This window comes from Mangrovimonas sp. ST2L15, from assembly GCF_001280515.1.
GTDB lineage: Bacteria > Bacteroidota > Bacteroidia > Flavobacteriales > Flavobacteriaceae > Mangrovimonas > Mangrovimonas futianensis.
Genome location: NZ_LBIQ01000035.1, coordinates 348,515 through 369,752, shown reverse-complemented (window position 1 = coordinate 369,752; position 21,238 = coordinate 348,515). Strand labels below are relative to the sequence as shown.

Sequence of the window (21,238 nt, the reverse complement as noted above, 5' to 3'; positions counted from 1 at the left end):
GAAATAAATTTAGGGTGACATCGTGCTTGCACGATGTTTTTGAACGTAAGAAGTTAAAATAAAAATAGTTACCTTTAGACGAACCCGATTCTACCCTGCATAAAACTGTTAGGCATTTTACCGAGAACCCAAACTTCGCATGAAAACGGGATAGCCGAAAACCGACCAAAGTAGGCACTAAACCATTTGAATTATGAAAAAAGCAACCAACCAACTGCCTTTATTTGCTACCCTTATCATTCTAATCTTAAACCTTCAAAGTTGCGAGCAAAAACAAAAAGAAGCTACAAAAGAAATGGAAAAAGAAATAATCGTAAAATCGGAAAAACCAGAATATTTCCTGTTGCGACCTGAGGTAGAAAAAGCATATGGCTATTCTCATGCCGTAAAAATTGGAAATGATATAAAAATTTCTGGAGCAGTCAGTATGGACGATGAGGGAAATCCTACTGCTATTGGCGATTTGGAGCAACAAATGAAAAACTGCTACTCCGATTTAGAAAAGATTTTAAAGCACTATGGCTGTAAATTTGATGATGTAGTAGTTGAAAACATTTTTACAACAAACATGCCCTTAATGCTGGAAAAATCTGCATATCGAGCTGAAATTTACAAAAATGGTTTCCCCACAGGTTCTTGGCTTGGGGTTAAGGAATTGGCACTTCCTGAATTTATGATTGAAATTGAGTTGGAAGTGCATAAACCTTAAAAATTAAAAAGGAGGTTTTGAACTCTCAAGGAAAGTTTGCAGTGGGTTTCGGGTAACAAAGGTCTGTAGTAGTAGGATCTTATGACTTATAACATGTTAAATCAAAATTCATTACCTTTAGTTTGATTCGATTCCGAATTTGAAAATCTAGGTGAACTAACCTAATGAAACCGTAGTTTGACTTTTGTGTTCTGAATTATTTCTAAATACCTTTTTGTTAATAAAATTACCTGAAGACGCATGAAAAAAATACTTCCTATTTTATTATTTATTACGACCATGGGGTATTCTCATATATTAAAACCAGTAAAATGGACTACTGCAACCAAAAAGATATCTGAAACCGAATACGATTTGATTTTTACCGCAGATATTGAAGCTACTTACCACCTATACTCCCAAAAAATCCCTGACAATGGTCCAAGACCAACAGCATTTATTTTTGAGGAAAGCAATTTTTTTGAGTTAATAGGAAATGTAAAAGAAGATAATGGACATACTGTGTATGATCCTACTTTTAAAATGAAGATTAAATATTTTGATACGAAGGCAACCTTAAAGCAAAGAATAAAAATCAAGAATGAGAGTAACTCGACAGTTAATTGTGAAATTGAGTTTATGACTTGCAATAATTCTAATTGTGTTTTGGGTTATGAAGATGTTGAATTGACTGTCAATTGATTCTGAAATTCTGCTGCTTCTATTAACGTTAGTACAAAGGACGAGGCAAGCACAAAAGAAAATAAAGCTCATCTTCACCATAGGTTTATCAATACGATTACAGTATTTTTATGGTGTCACTTTCAAAAGGAAAACCAAGGTATGCAATCTAACGTCGGACTCATTTTAGAAGAAAAAGCAGCTGATATTGGCAATTTTATGGTGGGAAGACTACTCCCCTTCAGACAAAAACGAGCCGTTGGTCCGTTTGTGTTTATTGACCACATGGGACCAGCCTGTTTGGAGTCTTATCAAAATCTAGACGTGCCGCCACACCCCCATATAGGCCTCTCTACACTTACCTATCTATTTGAAGGAGCCATTTTCCACAGAGACAGTTTGGGCAATGCCATAGAAATCAAACCAGAAGAAGTCAACTGGATGACAGCCGGCAAAGGTGTGGTGCATTCAGAGCGAACACCAGAATACCTGAGACAAAAAGACAAATTTCTTCACGGACTCCAAATTTGGATTGGATTACCTAAAGATTTAGAGCAATCAGAACCCTCCTTCTACCATATCAGCAAAGAAGATATTCCAACGTGGAACGTCCATGACGTTTCCTATAAGTTGATTGCAGGTAAGCTCGGTGATAAAAAATCGCCTGTTCCAGTACATAGTCCGTTATATTTTTTGGAAATAAAAACCCAATCAGCGCAAAAAATTAAGATTGGCGACCAACTTTATGGTGAGGTGGGCATGTATGTTTTAGAGGGTAATGTCACTATTGAAAACAACACCTATGGCACCAAACAATTGTTGATTGCCAAAGAAGCAACTTTATGTGAATTTGAAACCAATGGGGAAACCACTTTGTATCTTTTTGGTGGCGAACCCTTTGAAGAGGAACGCTTCATGTTTTGGAATTTCGTAAACTCCGATAAAGCGATTTTGGAGCATGCTAAAGCCAACTGGAAAGAACAAAACTTAGAAGCCTTCCCAAAAATACCTGGTGACTCAGAAGAATATGTGCCCCTACCTGAGTATAAGTTTAAAAGGAACAACTAAAAAGGATATTTCAAAATTATCAAGATCACATGGAACAAGAAAAATAGCTCATTGCCAAAAAACTTCTCGGTTCACGATTCACCCTCTTTCAGTAGACATCAACCAAATAATACAATGTTAACCTGAGACTTACCATAAGAAGCCAAACAGGATCAAAAAGCCACCAAAAACCAACAACTAAAAACAAAAAACCAGCAACAACTAATTAGCCACCTCACTGATAAATTTGATGCGGTACAATCGCAATTCCTCATCGTCATAATCGCCATCAAACTCATCTATAGCCGTTGAAATCTTATCAGATTCTGATTCCATAAAATATTCATGAATTTCTTCCTGTTGATCATCATCCAGAACATCATCAATCCAATAATCAATGTTCAGTTTGGTCCCTGAATACACAATTGCCTCCATCTCCTTGATGAAATCTGGCATATCCATCCCTTTAGCAGCAGCAATGTCGTCTAAAGGTAATTTTCGATCGATACTCTGAATGATATAGAGTTTTAGAGCAGAATTGGTCCCCGTAGATTTCACAATCATGTCATCGGGACGCGTGATATCGTTATCTTCCACATATTGGGCTATCAAACTCACAAAATCCCGACCATATTTTTTGGCTTTTCCTTCTCCTACGCCATGAACATTTCCAAGCTCCTCCAAAGAAGTGGGATATTTCAATGCCATATCCTCAAGGGACGGATCTTGAAAAATCACAAACGGAGGAACTCCCAATTTCTTGGCATTTCGCTTTCTTAGGTCTTTCAACATACCCAACAAAACTTCATCTGTAGAGGCACCACCGCCTTTGGCCGCGGTTACAACCGTTTCATCACTGGAATCATCAAACACATGATCCTCAGTCATCATAAAACTCTCAGGAGATTTTAAAAAGGCCCTTCCTTCTGGACTCATTTTAATAACCCCATAAGTCTCAATATCTTTATTTAGGTAACCGGCCACCAAAATTTGACGTACCAAAGCCATCCAATAGGACTTCTCCTTGTCTTTCCCCATTCCAAAGAAAGACTGCTCATCTGTTCTATGGGATTTAATCATCGCATTGGCTTTACCCACAATGACATTAACCAAATCTTTGGCTTTATACTTTTCATTTGTTTTTGAGACAGTTTCCAAAACCACCACCACATCATCCTGGGCTTCATGTTTCTTTTTGGGATGACGCACATTGTCATCCATATCACCGCCTTCTCCAGTTTCGTTGTCAAACTCTTCCCCAAAATAATGTAGGATGAATTTTCTTCTGGACATGGAGGTTTCTGCATAAGCCACCACTTCCTGCAATAAGGCATGCCCTATTTCCTGTTCGGCGACAGGTTTGCCGGACATGAATTTCTCTAGTTTCTCAATGTCCTTATAGGAATAAAACGCCAAACAATGACCTTCTCCACCGTCCCGTCCAGCTCTACCAGTCTCTTGATAATAACTTTCGATACTTTTTGGAATATCGTGATGGATCACAAACCGTACATCGGGCTTGTCAATACCCATTCCAAAAGCAATCGTTGCAACCACCACATCCACATCTTCCATCAAAAACATATCCTGATGATTGGCTCTGGTCTTGGCATCCAAACCAGCATGATAAGGCACCGCCTTAATCCCATTTACTTGCAATACTTGCGCTAACTCCTCTACCCGCTTTCTACTCAAGCAATAAATAATACCCGATTTTCCAGGGTGCTGTCTCACATACCTTATGATATCGGCATCTACTTGCTTGGTCTTGGGTCTAACTTCATAATACAAATTAGGCCTGTTAAAAGACGCCTTAAAAGTATTAGCATCGGTCATTCCCAAATTCTTCAGAATATCTTCTTGAACCTTGGGGGTGGCCGTAGCCGTTAAAGCAATCATAGGAATGTTTTCCCCTATACGCTTGATGATGTGTCTTAAATTTCGGTATTCTGGTCTAAAATCGTGCCCCCATTCACTAATACAGTGGGCTTCATCTATGGCGACAAATGAAATGGAAACCGATCTTAAAAAATCGACATTTTCTTCCTTGGTCAAGGATTCTGGTGCCACATAAAGTAACTTGGTCACTCCATTGACCACATCGGCCTTCACATTTTTGATTTCGGTTTTGGTAAGGGATGAATTCAGTACATGGGCTACGCCATTATCATTAGAGACACCCCGTATGGCATCTACCTGATTTTTCATCAGGGCTATCAAAGGCGAAACAACAATTGCCGTTCCCTCTTGCATGAGAGCAGGTAATTGATAACACAGGGATTTACCACCACCTGTGGGCATGATTACAAAAGTGTTTTGTTTAGAAAGGATGCTATTAACTACTTGTTCTTGTAAACCTTTAAACTGGCTAAACCCAAAATACTTCTTTAAAGCAGATCGCAAATCTTGCTCAACTATCGACATGTATCACTATTGTTTAATTTACACTAAAAGAGAATTTACACTAATCCAAAGATAGTTTAGTTATAGAAACTCCAAGCAATTTTTTCGTTAGCTTTGCAGCACAAAAAATGCAATTAGAGTTTACTCATTAACTTTAAAGATAAAAAAATCTTTAGAAGCATCAACCCAAAAAATATTAAAATTTTGAATAATCATTCAACCATTTTAGAAAATGCACGCCAAACCATTGAAATGGAAACAGAAGCCATTTCTAATTTGAGTCAACTATTGGATCAAGATTTTGCCGAAGCGGTTCAACTAATCTATAATTCCAAAGGAAGAGTCATTATTACTGGGGTTGGTAAAAGTGCTATCATTGCCACAAAAATTGTGGCCACTTTAAATTCTACAGGAACACCTTCAGTTTTTATGCATGCCGCCGATGCCATTCATGGCGATTTGGGGCTCATTCTTGAAGATGATGTTGTGATTTGCATTTCAAAAAGTGGTAACACACCAGAAATAAAGGTTTTGGTTCCATTGATAAAAAATGCCCAAAACAAAATGATTGCCATTACGGGTAAAAAGGATTCCTTTTTAGGGCAACAAGCCGATTTTGTATTGAATGCCTATGTAGAAAAAGAAGCTTGCCCAAACAATCTAGCACCAACCACCAGCACTACCGCCCAATTGGTTTTAGGTGATGCCCTAGCAGTTTGCTTGTTAAAGCTAAGAGGTTTTTCCAGCAAAGATTTTGCTAAATACCACCCAGGTGGTTCACTAGGTAAAAAACTATACTTAAGAGTTAAAGATTTATCAGAAGTGAATCTAAAACCTCAAGTAAGCCCAGAAACCTCTTTAAAGGATGTGATCATTGAAATTTCAGAAAAAATGTTGGGGGTGACTGCTGTTTTGGAAAACGATGAGATCATTGGGATTATTACCGATGGGGATTTAAGACGAATGCTCTCCAAGGCAGAAGATTTTAATACCTTAACAGCTAAGGATATCATGAGTAAAAATCCCAAACGAATCCAAGGAGATGCCATGGCTGTCGATGCTATGGAGTTGATGGAAGAAAACAACATCTCCCAATTATTGGTTGAAAAAGACGGTAAATACGCTGGAGTGGTTCATATTCATGATTTAGTTAAAGAGGGTATTTTATAATGGCAACTAAGAATGTAAACGACATGTCCTTCCTAGACCATTTGGAGGACTTGAGATGGCACATCATAAGAGCTGTTCTGGCCATAGTGGTGGGCGGAATTATCGCTTTTATTTTCAAGAGCTTTATTTTTGACACCATCATTTTGGGGCCCAAGCACATGGACTTCCCAACTTACAAATGGCTGTGCAAAATGGCGCAGACCTTAAGCATGGATACCACCTTTTGTGCCGATGAATTTCCGTTTATTATTCAAAACAGAACCATGGCCGGTCAGTTTACGGCACACATCTGGACTTCTATCTATGCCGGATTAGTCATTGCCTTCCCCTATGTTATCTATCAAATGTGGAAGTTCATTAGCCCAGGGATGCATAGCAGTGAAAAAAAATATTCCAGAGGATTTATCATAATTTGCTCCCTGCTGTTCTTTACGGGAGTACTTTTTGGATATTACATTGTCACCCCACTTTCAATCAATTTCTTGGGTACTTACAGCGTGAGTAATGAGATTTCAAATCAAATAGATATTAGCTCCTACATTTCGTTAGTTAGGTCTTCAGCTTTGGCCTCAGGTATTATTTTTGAATTGCCAATACTCATTTATTTCCTCACAAAAATTGGATTGGTAAACCCAACCATGCTTCGCAAATACCGAAAATTTGCTTTGGTTATTGTTTTAGTCGTGTCTGCAGTAATTACACCGCCAGATATTGCCAGCCAGATTATTGTAGCAATCCCAGTATTAATTCTATATGAAGTAAGTATTTATATCTCGGCGTTTATTTTAAAAAGAAACAAATCTAAAGCCTAAGCTATGTCACAAATAGTAGATGATTTCAACAGTTACCGTTCCAAGATGAACGAAAAGATTTTGTCAGACAATAACAAAATCATTAAAAGAATCTTCAACTTAGATACCAATGCCTTCCAGGAAGGAGCTTTGGATGTAAAAACCAAAGAATTACTCGGTTTGGTAGCTTCGGCGGTACTGCGTTGTGATGATTGTGTCAAGTATCATTTGGAAAAATGCCATGAGGAAGGACTTACCAAGCCGCAAATTGTTGAAGCGCTTTCTATAGCTACATTGATTGGTGGAACCATTGTTATTCCACATTTAAGAAGAGCCTACGAGTATCTGGAAGCCTTAGAAGAGACGCGTTAAACTTTTAATAAACTCCTTAGGCCTCCTTCGGTCTCTGGGATTATTTTTTATTTTAGCAACAAGTATTATAATATCATGAAGTTAGTAGCAACCAATTTAATGAAGTCCTACAGTGGACGAAAAGTGGTAAAGGATGTTTCATTGGAAGTGAACCAAGGTGAAATCGTTGGATTACTTGGACCCAATGGAGCGGGAAAAACAACTTCATTCTACATGATTGTGGGACTAATCAAACCCAATGGGGGTACCATCTTCATGGATAATACAGATATTACCAAATTCCCCATGTACAAAAGAGCACAAAACGGAATTGGGTACTTGGCACAAGAAGCTTCGGTTTTTAGAAAGTTAAGTATTGAAGACAATATTTTGAGTGTGCTGCAATTGACCAAATTAAGCAAGAAGGAACAACTTCATAAAATGGAATCCTTGATAGAAGAATTTGGTTTAAACCACATTCGTAAAAACCGAGGAGATTTATTGTCTGGAGGGGAAAGAAGACGTACCGAAATAGCAAGAGCTCTTGCTACCGACCCCAACTTCATTCTATTGGATGAACCATTTGCAGGAGTAGATCCCGTGGCCGTGGAAGACATCCAGCGCATTGTAGCCCAATTGACCAAAAAGAACATTGGAATCCTAATTACAGACCACAACGTACAGGAAACCTTAGCTATTACAGACAGAACCTATTTGATGTTTGAAGGAAGCATCCTAAAAGCAGGAGTTCCAGAGGAATTGGCCAATGATCAAATGGTAAGAAAAGTGTACTTGGGTCAAAACTTCGAATTACGTAAAAAGAAAATCAGAACTTAGAAGTGAGTAGTGAGTAGTGAGTAGTGAGTAGTGAAAAAAAGCCTCAATGTATAACTCATAACTTTTATTTAATTTATTTTTTTAAAAAAGATCAGCCTTTATAAAAACTCTTGACTCAAGACCCTATTCAAATCTATTTTCTATATTCTATTCTCTATATTCTATCTTCTTTACTCTCACAATTAGTCTTGACTCCTGACTCCTGACTCTTGAATCTTGGCTCTTGACTATTGGTTCTCCTATTTCAGGCACCAAAAAACTATTCCTTCTTAAATAACTTTTTAATAAGCATCACGACACCTAGAACGACAAATCCAATCACCAATCCCATCAAAAAATCACGGATAAAGGATGGCCAAGTGTCCAATAAATGATGAAAGAAAGGAACGTTATGGGTAAAAATACCTCCAGCAACCAAAACTAGGGCTATGGTTCCTACAAAGGATAAACCTTTGACGATTTTAGGAAGCACCCATACCAAGAAATTTCCAATGGTATCGGTAAAACTTTCATCGCGATCGTTAAAATTAATCAATCGCAAGCCCAAGTCATCCAGTCTTACAATCATGGCAACAATACCATAAACCCCAACAGTTGCAAGTATCGCGACAATAGAAACAACCATGATTTGCACAGATATGGGTTGGTCCATAACCGTTCCTAAGGCAATGATGACAATCTCAACCGAAAGAATAAAATCAGTGACAATGGCCGATTTTATTTTTTGCTTTTCCAATGCCAAAACCGCTTCCTTATCAACAGTTTCAGACAAGTCTACGGCCGCATGATTTTCCTTATGTTTGGAAAAATAGTGAAAGATTTTTTCGGCACCTTCATAAGACAAATAAAGCCCCCCAATAACCAAAATGATGGTTACGGCAATAGGCACAAAAGCACTTAACAAAAAGGCGATAGGTAAAATAATAAGTTTATTCAGGAACGAACCTTTAGTGATGGCCCATAATACAGGGAGTTCCCTAGAAGATACAAATCCCGAGGCCTTTTCAGCATTCACAGCTAAATCATCTCCCAGAATACCTGCTGTTTTTTTGGTACTTACTTTGGCCATCACAGCCACATCATCCATTAGGGAAGCGATATCATCTAAAAGTGCAAAAAATCCGGATGCCATATTGTTTTAATGTTTGGTTTTTAGTGTTTGGTTGTTGGTACTTGGTTGTTGGTTGCAAGATTGAGCATTTTGGTCTCATGTCAAGCGCTGTCCAGACATCTCTTAATCATACCTCTAATTATTATCTACTGTTTACTGATTACTAATTACTGTTTACTGACTACTGGTTACTGTTTACTGACTACTGTCTACGACTTCACAAACCAATAGCGCTTAAATACCACAGAGACTAAGACATATCCTATAATGATCATGGGAATAGCAGCAAATTGAAAAAATACAATAGCCAAAATACAGAACAGCAAAAACCCATAGCGCACTAAATTATCCTTTAAGGCATATGTTTTTACTTTCAACGAGAACAGCTTGATAGGCGACACCAATAAATAGGAACTTAAAAAGGTTAATCCAATCAAAAACCAGGGATTCAGTATCAAATTGGTTAGCCATATTTGTTGTTGAAATTCCGCTGCCAATGGCAAAGAAACGATTAATAAGGCATTGGCTGGGGTAGGCAATCCTTTAAAATAAGTCTGCTGATCCTCATCCAAATTAAACTTGGCCAACCGATAACAGGAAGCCAACGTAATCACAAACCCAAGCAAAGCATAGGGCACAAAGGAAACATCAAACCAAGACAAGGCATATTGCCAGTTCTCAAGTCCGTTTTCTGGTTCCGCGACGGCGGTTAATAACCTAAACATGACCATCCCGGGAACCAAGCCACTAGTTACCAAATCGGCCAAAGAATCCAATTGAATCCCCAACGGACTCTGAACGCCCAATATCCGAGCCAGAAAACCATCAAAAAAATCAAATAAAATTCCTAAAGCCAAAAACAAGGCAGCCATTGTAAAATTGTTTTGGGAAGCCAAAGTGACAGCCAAACAACCACAAAATAAATTTAGAAGGGTAACCAGATTAGGTATGTGTCTAATCATTAAAAAAAGATTTACAACGTAAAAATAGCAAACTATTTCCGTCTAATCCAAACCAGGCACAATATCTTAAAATAAATCAAGTTTATTATATTGAAAAATAAGTGCATCTTTGCACAAAGAATGAGCTATTTGAAAAAGATTTTAACCGCTATTTGCTTAGTTATTTCTTACGGTGCCGTTGCGCAAACGGCGCGCAAGTACTCCAATGAATTTATGAATATAGGAGTCGATGCAGCCGCTATGGGAATGGCCAATGCAGTGACTGCTTATTCGGCCGATGTCAATTCGGGGTATTGGAATCCTGCCGGTTTAGTCCATTTGGAAGATAACCAATTGGCCCTGATGCACTCCAGCTATTTTGCTAACATTGCCAATTACGATTATATTGGATTTGCGATGCCTTTAGACGACCGAAGTGCCATGGGAATTTCTATTATTCGTTTTGCTGTTGATGACATTTTGGATACCACCCAATTAATTGATGATGAAGGAAACATCAATTATGATCGCATCAGCCAATTTTCTACGGCAGATTATGGAGTTACCTTTTCCTATTCAAGACACCTCCTATTTGAAGGTTTAAACTACGGTATCAATGCCAAGGTCATCAGACGAATTATTGGTGATTTTGCATCTGCATGGGGGTTTGGATTGGATGCTGCCATTCAGTTTCAAACCAAGAACGACTGGAAGTTCGGAATCATGGCAAGAGATATCACTACCACCTACAATGCGTGGAGCATCAACGAAGAGGAGTTCGCAAAAATTCAAAATGCTGTTGAAGGACAAAACCAAGAACTGCCAGAATCCACAGAAATTACCATTCCGAAATTACAAATTGGAGCCGCTAAAAAGTTTGTCATCCGTCACGATTACTCCCTTTTGGCTGAAATAGATCTAAATGTTCGTTTTGCTGAAACCAATGATGTGATCTCTACCTCTTTTGCCAGCATCAATCCGGCTTTGGGATTGGAGTTTGGATACATAGACATGATTTATTTAAGAGGCGGATTGGGCAATTTTCAAAACGAGTTGCAATTAGATAACTCCAAAAGAGTAGGTTTCCAACCCAGTATGGGAGTGGGCTTTAAATACAAAGGCATTCAGGTAGATTATGCCTTTACCGATATTGGGGATCAAAGTGTCGCGCTTTATTCCAATGTCTTTTCCCTAAAACTCGATTTTAGTATCTTTAGATAAAATTCCCAACCCATGCTTAAAAAGCTTTTAGTTTCCATTTTCTTTGTACCGCTATTAGCATTTTCTCAAGAAATTTTATCTCCAGAAGCTGAAATAAGTGTGCTTACTGTCGGCCCTGGAAACAACCTCAACGATGCCTTTGGCCACAATGCCTTCCGAGTCAAAGACCCCAGCCAAGGCTTGGATGTCACCTTTGACTATGGCCGTTATGATTTTAATGCACCTAATTTTTATCTTAAGTTCGCACAAGGAAAACTGGACTATGCCATTGGCAAGACCAATTACTCAGACTTTTTAGGCTTTTACATTTGGCAAAAAAGAACGGTTAGAGAACAAGTTTTAAACCTAAAACCCTTTCAAAAAGAAGCACTTTATAAGTTTCTGGAACACAATTACCAACCAGAAAACCGCAATTACAAATACGATTTCTTTTACGACAACTGCGCCACCAAAATCAAAGATGTTTTAGTAAAGGCGCAACCAGAAAAAATCAAATTTGAAAAACCAACCAACTACGAACCTCAAACTTTCAGAACCCTTATTCAAAGAGAATTGCATTGGAACACCTGGGGTAGTTTGGGCATAGATATCGCTTTAGGTTCGGTCATTGACCAAATGGCTACAACAGAAGAACAGATGTTTTTACCAAAATACATTCATGCCTATTTTGAAAAGGCTCAAATAGGAAGCCAACCCCTGGTAAAAGAGGAAAAAACAGTTTATCAAGCTCCAGACAAAGTATTAAGCACGTCCTTCTGGATGAGTCCCATGTTTATTTTTTCCATCATAGCACTTTTCATTTTATTCCAAACATATAAGAACTATACGAACCAATCCCGAAGCCGCTATTTAGACTCCATTATTTTTGTTCTTACAGGATTTATTGGCTTGGTACTACTGTTACTTTGGTTAGCTACAGATCATTCAGCTACAGCGGCTAATTACAACCTCCTATGGGCATTCCCCTTGAACCTTCTGATATGGCCGCAGCTATTTTCAAAACAACCCAAACCATGGTTGAACCGCTATCTTAAATTTTTGGTTATTATGCTTTGCCTTATGGGGCTTCATTGGATTATTGGGGTGCAACGCTTTGCTCCTAGCCTGATACCATTAGTTTTCGCCTTAGGCATCAGATATATGTATTTGATAAAAAAGATGAAATAGGGATTAGGAGTTAGGAGAAAAAATAATAGTCACTTGGACCTTTGTCACTATTGAAAATACAGATCTTTTGCATCTGAACATTAATCGACGGGATAATTCCAGCTAGAAAAGCGTATCGAGAATTAGTCTATATTCTTTGTTCTATTCTCTATTCTCTTTTAATTTTTCTCTTTTCACTGCCCCCTGTAAAAAATAATGGTACTTAAAGTTTTCACAAGTATATTGGCATCCAAAAAGAAACTACGGTGTTTGATATAATATAAATCATACTGAAGTTTAAGAAGGCTATCCTCCACGGTTTCTCCATAACGAACCTTTACTTGAGCCCAACCGGTAAGCCCAGGTTTAATTACATGACGCGTTTCATAAAACGGAATGACTTGAGAGAGATCTTGAACAAAAATAGGACGTTCGGGTCTGGGTCCTATCAAACTCATATCTCCTTTTAGAACATTCCAAAATTGAGGAAACTCATCCAAACGGGAACGTCTTAAAAACTTTCCAAAGTATGTGATGCGAACATCATCTTTACTGGCCATTTGAGCTCCTGAGGCCTCAGCATCCTTAACCATGGTTCGAAATTTAAGAATTTGAAACGTCTTGCCATTCTGTCCAACCCGTTCCTGTCGGTAAAACAGAGAGCCTCGATTACCAAATACATTTCCTATAAGAATAAGGGGTAGTAAACAAAATCCCACGAATAAACCTATCACAGAAATGAACCAATCAAACAGACTATGAAAAAACAGATAAAACTTATTTCTATTGCTACGACTAAAAGGAAAATAACGGTAAAAATCTTTCCCCACATAGTGCACGGGAATACGGTGAACCATCTCCTCAAATACTTGACTATATTCCCTAATAGACACCCCTTTTTCCAAAAGACCGATCAAACCTTGGTATAGTTCTGGGGTAATATGATCGGCATTATAAGCGGATACCACAATTTCAGTCACCTTTTTTTCATTTACTAAGCGCGTTAAATCAGACACGCCAAATTCAGACACCCCACCATAACGAGAAGCTTCTTTGTGGTTTCCCGCACTGTTAATAATTCCAACAATATAGAAATTAGGATCGGCCTTTCTAAAAGCCGTGACAATCTGCTCCATTTGATCGACTTCCCCTACTAAAAGGACACGTCTGTAAAACCGAGGCCTAGTAACGACCATCAAATAAAAGACCCGCCATAAAAGGATTGGCAACAGGATAGAAAAGAAAAAATAAAGAATCTGCATCCGGTTGGATGGCAGCAGGGGGGTTAAAAAGGGTGTTAACAAATAGAATAATACCGTTACCGAAACCGTAATGCCCACATTGGGGATCACTCGGTGCAACATGGCAGAGCCCTGTATATCATAAATTTCAAAAATGGTCCCAAAAACCATAAGATACAAGCCCAGGACCCCAACCCACATCCAATTCTTGGAAGAAATGGTAAAATAGTCAAAATCAAAATACGAAGACACCAACATAAGCGTAAAGAAAACCACCCCCAAATCGATAACTCGCAAAAGGATTTTACGCTCCGAAATATTAAAATGAATATCTAAGGCTGACACAAATGTTGGTTAATAGCACCCTAAAGATATAAAGAATGCAAACCACTCCAAGCCAAATCGATAAAATCGTATGAAATTTGTTTAATAGAACGTGTTTTTATAAAGTCAACCCTTAAAAAAGAGGACCTCAATCCTTGTAGACTTCCAAATCCCATAAAACGAATTCAATTAAATCGACCTAACTTTTTACTCATAACCAAAGTCAAACCAAATTTCGGTAAAGCCGAAAACAATCGACCTAATTTTTAGGCCGTAGTAAAATCAAAAACCTGCTTTGCTTGGACAGCGAAGCGCCGGACTAGCGAAGCGATTGTGGCGCGCACGATAAAGCTGGTTTGCTAGATTTTCAAGGTATAGAAAGTAAGTCTAGAATTTTTTGTTACTTTTTTGGGCAATGCAAAAAAGTAAATTAATCCAAGCTTTTTCATAACTCATCTACAAAAAATTCAAATCAAAACCTATGGTAGCTATCGAAAGATAGCTAATGGCATCAGAACATCAAGGACTTTTTGGTTCGTTTTTGGTCCTTCAAAAATGAACAAATAATTGAAACAATAAAAAAGAAAAAAATCTCTAATCTTCTAACAAACCAACACTCTAAAGACTCCCCTCTTTAGACAAAGAGGGGTGAACATTACAAAATACACTTGGGGCTGAACGGGGTGTTTGATCCATTTTTGTAGATTCTTTACCATGTCCAATAAACAAACCCTCCGACCAGACCTAAAAAGTTCTCGATACACCGCCCTACGGTCGGCAATCGAACTGACATCAACTTTTCTTTGTCACTTCGAGCTTGTACAGACCGTAGCGTCTGGAGATATTATAAAGCTTAGGAAAAAAATCGCATCGAAAAGTCTTCAACAACCAGCAACGAACAACCATCTATTCATTCATTAGATCTAACCTTCTAAAAACTAACCACTCTATACTTCTGAATACTAATTAAGTAAAGGACTCATCTTAAATCTACTATCCCTTTAAATGGACCTATTTTTTAAGACGTAGAAAATCAAAAACCTTCCTTGCTCGGGCAGAGGAGCGCCGGACGAGCGCAGCGGTTGTGGCGCACATGATAAAGGAAGTTTGCCAGATTTTCAAGACTTAAAAAGTAAGTCTTGATGTTTTGGTTCGTTTTACATCAAGGTAAAATGAACATGAAAACTAAATTAACTTATCATTTCAACAAACCAACCCACTGTTTCTTCACCACTTCCCAATCAAACCCCTCCACCTTCTTCCTAGCCTCCAAAGCAATGGAGCTAGCCACCTCTGGATGCTCAAATAAATAGATTAAAGTCTCTACAAAAGCCTTGGTGTCATTAGGTGGCACCAACCACCCATCTTTCTCATGTGAAACTAAATAAGGCATCCCTCCTACATGGGTAGACACCACGGGTAATCCTAAGGCCATGGCTTCAATAACACTTAAGGGCATGTTATCAAAATTGGTGGTATTGATAAAAAAGTTGTGGGATTTGGAAAGTTCATGCCAGTTTGTCTTGGACAATTTTCCTGTAAATGTTACGGTCACCTCCAATTGGTTTGCCAAATCCTGCACCTTCTTCAAACTCCCATCACTATCGGGACCTACCATCGTCAAAGAAGCGTCATAGCCCAAGTCTTGCAAGCGTTTTAAAATTTGAACCGCTAAACTTGGATGGTAAATTTCAGAAAAGGAACGTACCCACAACAAGCGAATGGATTCAAAGGAGCGTTGATCAAAAGGATATTTAGAAATTTGAATGCTATTGGGAATATAAACTGATGGATACCCATAGGTTTCAAAGGTGTCTTTCATAAAAAGCGAAGGTGACACCAAAGTATGTGCATGCCCAAACACGCAGATCGATAATTTAGGATTTCTTTGTAGTCGCTTTTCCAAATTCCCGCCATGAAGTATGGGAATATAAGGCAAGTGTAACAAACGACACAATTGACTCACTGCCAAAGCATAATAAAAATTAGTAGTGCTATAGGTATCGATCAAAACCACATCAGCCCACCGTCGTTTCACTAAAACACACCAACACATATCAAGCAAACGCAACCATTTATGGCGTATACTAGAGGTATACCACAACTTAAAACCAAAAGCTTCCAGTCTAGCCCCTAAAACATGGATACTGGAAACGTTACTCTTTGATTGCTGCAGGTTGTTGCCTACGTAAAGGACGTTTTTCATAAGTAACATTTAATAAGGCCAAGGCATATACAAAAGCAGGGGCCGCAATACGCATACTAGAATGATTAACGGTCGCAAACCAAAAAGCCAAAAAGGCATAAAAGAACACATTGCGCTTATTCCGACTTCGAATGGACACAGGTTTAAACAATAAAATCACCAACATGGCAATCCCAAAAATCCCATGTTCAGCCAGGGTTCGACTCACCTCATTGTGGGAGGTCACTCCTTGCCCTTCTTCTTCCTTTCTTTGGTCCTTAGATCGACTTGAACCTATACCCAAAAAAGGATGCTCGATAAACCCTTCCAATTCTTCCATAAATAAGGTACTCCTACCAGTAGTTATATCCCCTTTTTCTCGTCCACGTGAATCCTTATTAGCATAACGAAGCTCAATATAACCTGAAGTTTCGGAATTACTGATTACCCAAACCGAAAAACTAATACCAAAAAACAAACATAACATTACAGCTAATTCAGTCCGTCGTTTCAAATTACTAGATTTAAAATAATAAAATAAAAATATTATCAAAGTAAGATAAGCTGCAATAACGCCACCCCGACTAAAGGTGACCAAAGCACGATACCCAATCAATCCAAACAAAAGGAGATTAAACAACTTCATAAAAAGGTTTGGAGACTTCATAAAAAAACGAATGGCTACCAAAAACATACCCAAACCTAAAGTAGTCGCAACTTGATTAGCTCCAAAACCTCCAGAAGCGGCTCTGTTAGACGCATTAGATGAAAGGACCTCTTCAATACTTGGATTATAAAAATAGATATACATAGTATGAGATATAATAGGCAACAACATTAAAAACAAGATTTCATAAAGCTGATTTTGAGTAATACGTTTGTCATAGGTAAATAATGCAGCAAGTCCTAAACAAACGGGCCCACTCAACACAAAGGCGATATTGGTTCGAAAATGGGCATCAAAACTCAAGGTCGTAGAGGCCACAAAGATAGAGGGAATCATACATAAAAGGTAGATAAAATAGGGGTACCCCTTCCCTGAAACACCTTTATAAAACATCCCCAAGACACAGAAGGCAATAACCAGATATTTTCCCGCTTCATAAGATATCCCTCCTCTAGTTGTTCTGAATAATACTTCTGCCCCAACAAAATAACCACAAGCTTTTAAAACCTCAAATACACGTTCGTTATTGCTACTTGTGATTATCCTGTAAAGAAAAATTATTAAAGCTATAAGAAAATAAACCCTAGCTATGGGTTCATATAAATACAAGACAATGCCAATCAATGCATGTAAAATCACTAAACCAAAAAATGATTGATTTCTAAAATCCAAAAAATAATACTTTTTTTGAGAAAGTTAGGAAAATATTCTTTGAAACCGATCCAATGGAAATAGGTAATAGTAGCTCTTTCGCAATAAATAAATCCAAAAGTGAATGACAAACACAGGAACAATTTTAGGCGCCAATTTTAAACACCGATCGTAAGTTCGATTAGAATAATTACAAATCAAAAAAGGTATCGTTGATTTTTGAAAATAATTTCGTTCCAGGGCCATATCATCTACACGCATACCTTCCTTAAAGCATTCAACCGAAATAGAATTTCCGCGCCTCTGAGCATCGAAAAATTCCATGACCGACAGAGGCTTCTGAGTTTCTGAATAAAATAACAGACAATAATAAACATCCACCATGACCCATTGATCCAATTCCTTGCAAAAAACCTCATTAAAACTATGACCGCCATAAACAGGATCAAAAGGAGCCCGCGTTGTTCCCCACTCCCGTATTTCTAGGTCATTAAGCACACAAAAATTGTTAAAAATTTGAGCCATATCACTACATACCCCACCTTTGCCAGCCAACATCAACCTCAAAGCTTCTTCTGATGGTTTGCTTAAACCTGGACCTCCCGGAATATGGTCATGCAACCAAACACTCAACTTTTTTAAATTGTCTAAATCGTCAGTAAAAGTACCTCCCATAAAAATAATATCATTGATAACCTTAAAATAAGCAGGAATCTCCGTTTTGGGATTATTAGAGTTAAAATTTATGTCCGCCATACTTTGCTCATTTCCATTTTGAGATAATAAACGAAATCGAGTTAAATAAAAAAATGGGTGGCGCTTAATGAACCGCGTAAAACTCTTTTTGGGCATTTTAAACTTCCTTTAACACCTCTAAAATAGATTAATTTTGTAAAACACAACAATTTTCACTCAATTGTCTGAATAAAATTCTAGAACTTAAACCTTTATAAAATGACCTCTTTTAAATGTTCACCATAGGAGGCATAGGAGAACTTCTTAACGCCATCCAAACATTGCTTACCCATATTTTGATAGGTCTCTGTAGTCAAATCCAAAAAAGATGATAAAATTTTCACCAAGGTTTCAATTTTCAAATCATCCAACAAAAAGCCTTTATCAACAGTCACATACTGACCAATAGCAGAAACCGAGGAGACCATAGGTACGCACCCATATGCCATAGCTTCAGAAATGACTTTGGGAAAACCTTCCGATTGAGTGGGAAGCACAATACCATGACTTTTGGCATAGATCTTATGGACATCAACCCGAGACAAAAGACCATGAAATAAGACTGGTTTACTAAAACCTGCCATGAAATTTTGATATCGAGCAATCTCAGGGCCGGTGCCTACCACGTGAACCTGGTCCAATTGTTTTAGAAGGGAGTGGGGTAATTCCTTCAAGGCATTCAAAAAAACATCCATGCCTTTGGCTTCTTCCAATCGTCCAACAAAACAGAGAACCACCCCTTCAGCTATAGGTTTTTTAGTTTGGAAGGCGGATACTCCTTTTTCAAGTTCAGTTTCCGTTAAACATGGATTCTCAAAGGTCAAACATTGATTTGGTTGATCGGGCCAATGCCCATTAATGGTCACCTTCCGTTTTTGATGGATCAACAGCCACCGTTGAAAACGGTATGACCAAGGTGCTGCCTCCTGTTTCCAGTTTCCTGCATATTTAAACCAACCTGATTTTTGAATACACATCAAGTAAGGAATCACATATACCCCTATACCCGTAGGAGACCGAAATTGGAACCAGTCACTTTCTGCCACTGCCTTTTTAACCTGACTTAGCACCATAGGAGCTTGCCAAAGCACCCTTAATTTGTCGGTCATTTTTGGTCCTCCTATGGCTGGCATCCTCCGAAACTCAATCCGCTCATCCTGATAAGCCATAGCATGGGCAGGTGGCGTTCCATCGTGTAACATCGCCACATGAACAATCCGATCAAAAAGGTTTAAAAGACTATTGATTTCCATTACGGTTGGCCCAAACCCCACAATCTGGCCATTGGCTGTTTTATAATGTTCCGTATGTGAAATAATGGTCAAAGTCATAAAGAATGGTTTGCCAATCAAATATAGTCCATTACCCCAAACCACCAAATGTATTTGTTAAAGATACTTTCAATTCTAAGACCCACATAATACAAATACCCGTTGTCACTTCGAGTGGTTTTATGAAGCGCAGTGCAATAAAATTGTATCGAGAAGCAACCATCAACTAAAAACTAAAAACAATAAACTAAAATCGTCTTGACCCTTGATTTTTGAATACAACTTTTCACGAACTCCTAAATACCAACTACAGTTTACTGTTTATTGTTTACTGATTCCTAAATCCTTCAATCACCTCCACATATCCTTTAACAACCTGCTCCCAAACATGGGTCTCAGCCCAAGCCTTCGCACCTTCCGAATAAGCTTTATAATGACTCAAAATCTCCTGAATGGCTTCTATTATGGCTTGAGGATCTTCAGAATCCACCAATTTCCCAGAAACCCCATTCTGTATGGCATCTTCCACCCCACTTCCCAAGCCTCCTAAGGCGGGAATCCCAAAACCATTAGCTTCCAAAATCGCAATCCCAAAGCCCTCAACATCACCAGTAGCTGTCTCCTGACTCAGCATCACAAAGATATCGGGGTCTTTTAAATAGGAAGCCACCTCATCTGTAGACAACCTTCCATGAAAACTCACATGTGACTCGACCCCCAACCGTTCGGCCTCTTTTTGAAATTTGGAAACTTCGGTTGGCAGTCCTACACAGTGATAATGTAGGTCTGGAAAAACACGAAGCAATTCAGGCAATAACTTAATAACCTGCAATTGTCCTTTTCGTTCATGAACGTTCCCCACGGTAATCAGTTTAGGGTTCCCTTTCAAAGTAACTGGAATAAGATGGGTGTTTGCCCATTTATCCTTCGCATACCCATTGGGAATCACGCAAACCTTATCCTGGAACTGAGAAACCTTAGAGGCTGTAAAATTGGATACGGCAACCAAACGATCAAATGTTTGCAATGCCTTATCAATACTTTCCTTTAAAGCAGTTTTATGGAAATTGACTTCAAACCCATGCAGAATCCCTATACTAGGCTTTTTATAAAGCCATTTGGTAAAACCCACCAACCACAAAGAAAATTTCCCACTGGCAAGAACCACATCCGTATGGGCTGCCAATTCACGATACTGTTGAATACGCTGAAAATACATCTGCCACCGAGAACTTCGAAGTGCAGTACGAACTACCTGAAACGGGAGAGCTTCGTCAAATTTATGTTCTTCAAGACCTTCCGAAACTCGTTGATCGCTCAAGACGGTGATGTGATAACCTAATCGATGCAGTTGTTTCGCCAATTGGTAAGCATGCTCACCAATCCCCCCTGGCAAGGGCGGAAACTCAGATGTTACGATTAATAAATTTTTATTTTTCAACGATTCAAACATTTTTTAAAATTCGACCAATAGAACTGCTCCCATATCACTTGACATTAAAAATGAAATCGTCTTGTCTCTTGTCTCTTGATTCCAACCACCAACGAACAACCATCAACGAACATTTTTCACTTTTCACTACTCACCGACAACCATCAACTAAATACCATCAACCAACGTGTCACTTCGAGCTTGTCCAGACCGCACCGTCTGGAGATTTTGCGACGGTTGGAGCAAAATAGTATCGAGAAGGCTAACAATAACCCTCCTGAATAACGCATTTCTCACTACTAACTACTGACTACTAACTACTAACTAATGACTACTATTTTCTAT

At 38.4% G+C, this 21,238-nt stretch carries 18 protein-coding genes; 9 read left to right on the top strand and 9 right to left on the bottom strand.

Features of this window, described 5'->3' with window-relative positions; genetic code table 11:
• The first annotated feature begins 193 nt into the window (after window positions 1–193).
• From ZA07_RS14720 to ZA07_RS14710, 3 genes are all read left to right on the top strand, one after another.
• On the top strand, window positions 194–709 hold the full coding sequence (locus tag ZA07_RS14720) for a RidA family protein (protein ID WP_053972517.1): 516 nt from the start codon (window positions 194–196) through the stop codon (window positions 707–709).
• A gap of 240 nt (window positions 710–949) precedes the next feature.
• A complete protein-coding gene (locus tag ZA07_RS14715) occupies window positions 950–1,390 on the top strand; it encodes a protein-disulfide reductase DsbD domain-containing protein (protein ID WP_053972516.1) in 441 nt (146 codons plus the stop codon).
• A gap of 141 nt (window positions 1,391–1,531) precedes the next feature.
• Window positions 1,532–2,437, top strand: a complete 906-nt coding sequence (locus ZA07_RS14710) for a pirin family protein (protein ID WP_053972515.1) — start codon at window positions 1,532–1,534, stop codon at window positions 2,435–2,437.
• 201 nt (window positions 2,438–2,638) lie between these two features.
• Here ZA07_RS14710 and recQ read toward each other — a convergent pair whose 3' ends face one another.
• Window positions 2,639–4,840, bottom strand: a complete 2,202-nt coding sequence (gene recQ / locus ZA07_RS14705; protein ID WP_053972514.1) for a DNA helicase RecQ — start codon at window positions 4,838–4,840, stop codon at window positions 2,639–2,641.
• Window positions 4,841–5,071: 231 nt separating this feature from the next.
• Between recQ and ZA07_RS14700 the strand changes: the two genes are divergently transcribed.
• From ZA07_RS14700 to lptB, 4 genes are all read left to right on the top strand, one after another.
• A complete protein-coding gene (locus ZA07_RS14700; protein ID WP_053972584.1) occupies window positions 5,072–5,989 on the top strand; it encodes an SIS domain-containing protein in 918 nt (305 codons plus the stop codon).
• Window positions 5,989–6,801, top strand: a complete 813-nt coding sequence (gene tatC / locus ZA07_RS14695; protein WP_053972513.1) for a twin-arginine translocase subunit TatC — start codon at window positions 5,989–5,991, stop codon at window positions 6,799–6,801. The genes ZA07_RS14700 and tatC overlap by 1 nt, the downstream gene beginning before the upstream one ends.
• Before the next feature lie 3 nt (window positions 6,802–6,804).
• The gene (locus ZA07_RS14690) at window positions 6,805–7,152 is read left to right on the top strand and encodes a carboxymuconolactone decarboxylase family protein (RefSeq protein ID WP_053972512.1); all 348 of its coding nucleotides are present in this window, start codon (window positions 6,805–6,807) and stop codon (window positions 7,150–7,152) included.
• Between the two features lie 75 nt (window positions 7,153–7,227).
• On the top strand, window positions 7,228–7,968 hold the full coding sequence (gene lptB, locus ZA07_RS14685; RefSeq protein ID WP_053972511.1) for an LPS export ABC transporter ATP-binding protein: 741 nt from the start codon (window positions 7,228–7,230) through the stop codon (window positions 7,966–7,968).
• Window positions 7,969–8,227: 259 nt separating this feature from the next.
• Here lptB and ZA07_RS14680 read toward each other — a convergent pair whose 3' ends face one another.
• Together ZA07_RS14680 and ZA07_RS14675 are read right to left on the bottom strand one after the other, a co-directional pair.
• Window positions 8,228–9,100, bottom strand: coding sequence for a DUF808 domain-containing protein (locus tag ZA07_RS14680; protein ID WP_053972510.1), 873 nt, complete (start codon window positions 9,098–9,100; stop codon window positions 8,228–8,230).
• A gap of 188 nt (window positions 9,101–9,288) precedes the next feature.
• Window positions 9,289–10,041 (bottom strand): phosphatidylcholine/phosphatidylserine synthase, encoded by a 753-nt coding sequence (locus ZA07_RS14675; protein ID WP_053972509.1) that lies wholly within the window; start codon window positions 10,039–10,041, stop codon window positions 9,289–9,291.
• A gap of 129 nt (window positions 10,042–10,170) precedes the next feature.
• Between ZA07_RS14675 and ZA07_RS14670 the strand changes: the two genes are divergently transcribed.
• On the top strand, window positions 10,171–11,241 hold the full coding sequence (locus tag ZA07_RS14670) for a PorV/PorQ family protein (RefSeq protein WP_082316632.1): 1,071 nt from the start codon (window positions 10,171–10,173) through the stop codon (window positions 11,239–11,241).
• Window positions 11,242–11,253: 12 nt separating this feature from the next.
• Complete coding sequence (locus ZA07_RS14665; protein ID WP_053972507.1) at window positions 11,254–12,408, top strand: DUF4105 domain-containing protein; 1,155 nt, start codon at window positions 11,254–11,256, stop codon at window positions 12,406–12,408.
• 173 nt (window positions 12,409–12,581) lie between these two features.
• Here ZA07_RS14665 and ZA07_RS14660 read toward each other — a convergent pair whose 3' ends face one another.
• The 6 genes from ZA07_RS14660 to ZA07_RS14635 form a co-directional block, all read right to left on the bottom strand.
• Window positions 12,582–13,973: an exopolysaccharide biosynthesis polyprenyl glycosylphosphotransferase gene (locus ZA07_RS14660; protein WP_053972506.1), complete on the bottom strand. Its 1,392-nt coding sequence runs from the start codon at window positions 13,971–13,973 to the stop codon at window positions 12,582–12,584.
• Window positions 13,974–15,150: 1,177 nt separating this feature from the next.
• Window positions 15,151–16,158 carry a glycosyltransferase family 4 protein gene (locus tag ZA07_RS14655; protein WP_053972505.1) on the bottom strand — a complete coding sequence of 336 codons (1,008 nt, stop codon included), beginning with the start codon at window positions 16,156–16,158 and terminating at the stop codon, window positions 15,151–15,153.
• Window positions 16,109–17,476: an O-antigen ligase gene (locus tag ZA07_RS14650; protein WP_231628691.1), complete on the bottom strand. Its 1,368-nt coding sequence runs from the start codon at window positions 17,474–17,476 to the stop codon at window positions 16,109–16,111. Before ZA07_RS14650 ends, ZA07_RS14655 begins: the two co-directional genes overlap by 50 nt.
• A gap of 24 nt (window positions 17,477–17,500) precedes the next feature.
• On the bottom strand, window positions 17,501–18,211 hold the full coding sequence (locus ZA07_RS14645; RefSeq protein WP_157492163.1) for a hypothetical protein: 711 nt from the start codon (window positions 18,209–18,211) through the stop codon (window positions 17,501–17,503).
• 191 nt (window positions 18,212–18,402) lie between these two features.
• The gene (locus tag ZA07_RS14640) at window positions 18,403–19,521 is read right to left on the bottom strand and encodes a glycosyltransferase family 4 protein (RefSeq protein WP_053972503.1); all 1,119 of its coding nucleotides are present in this window, start codon (window positions 19,519–19,521) and stop codon (window positions 18,403–18,405) included.
• Window positions 19,522–19,789: 268 nt separating this feature from the next.
• A complete protein-coding gene (locus ZA07_RS14635; protein WP_197276752.1) occupies window positions 19,790–20,902 on the bottom strand; it encodes a glycosyltransferase family 4 protein in 1,113 nt (370 codons plus the stop codon).
• Window positions 20,903–21,238 lie beyond the last annotated feature (336 nt).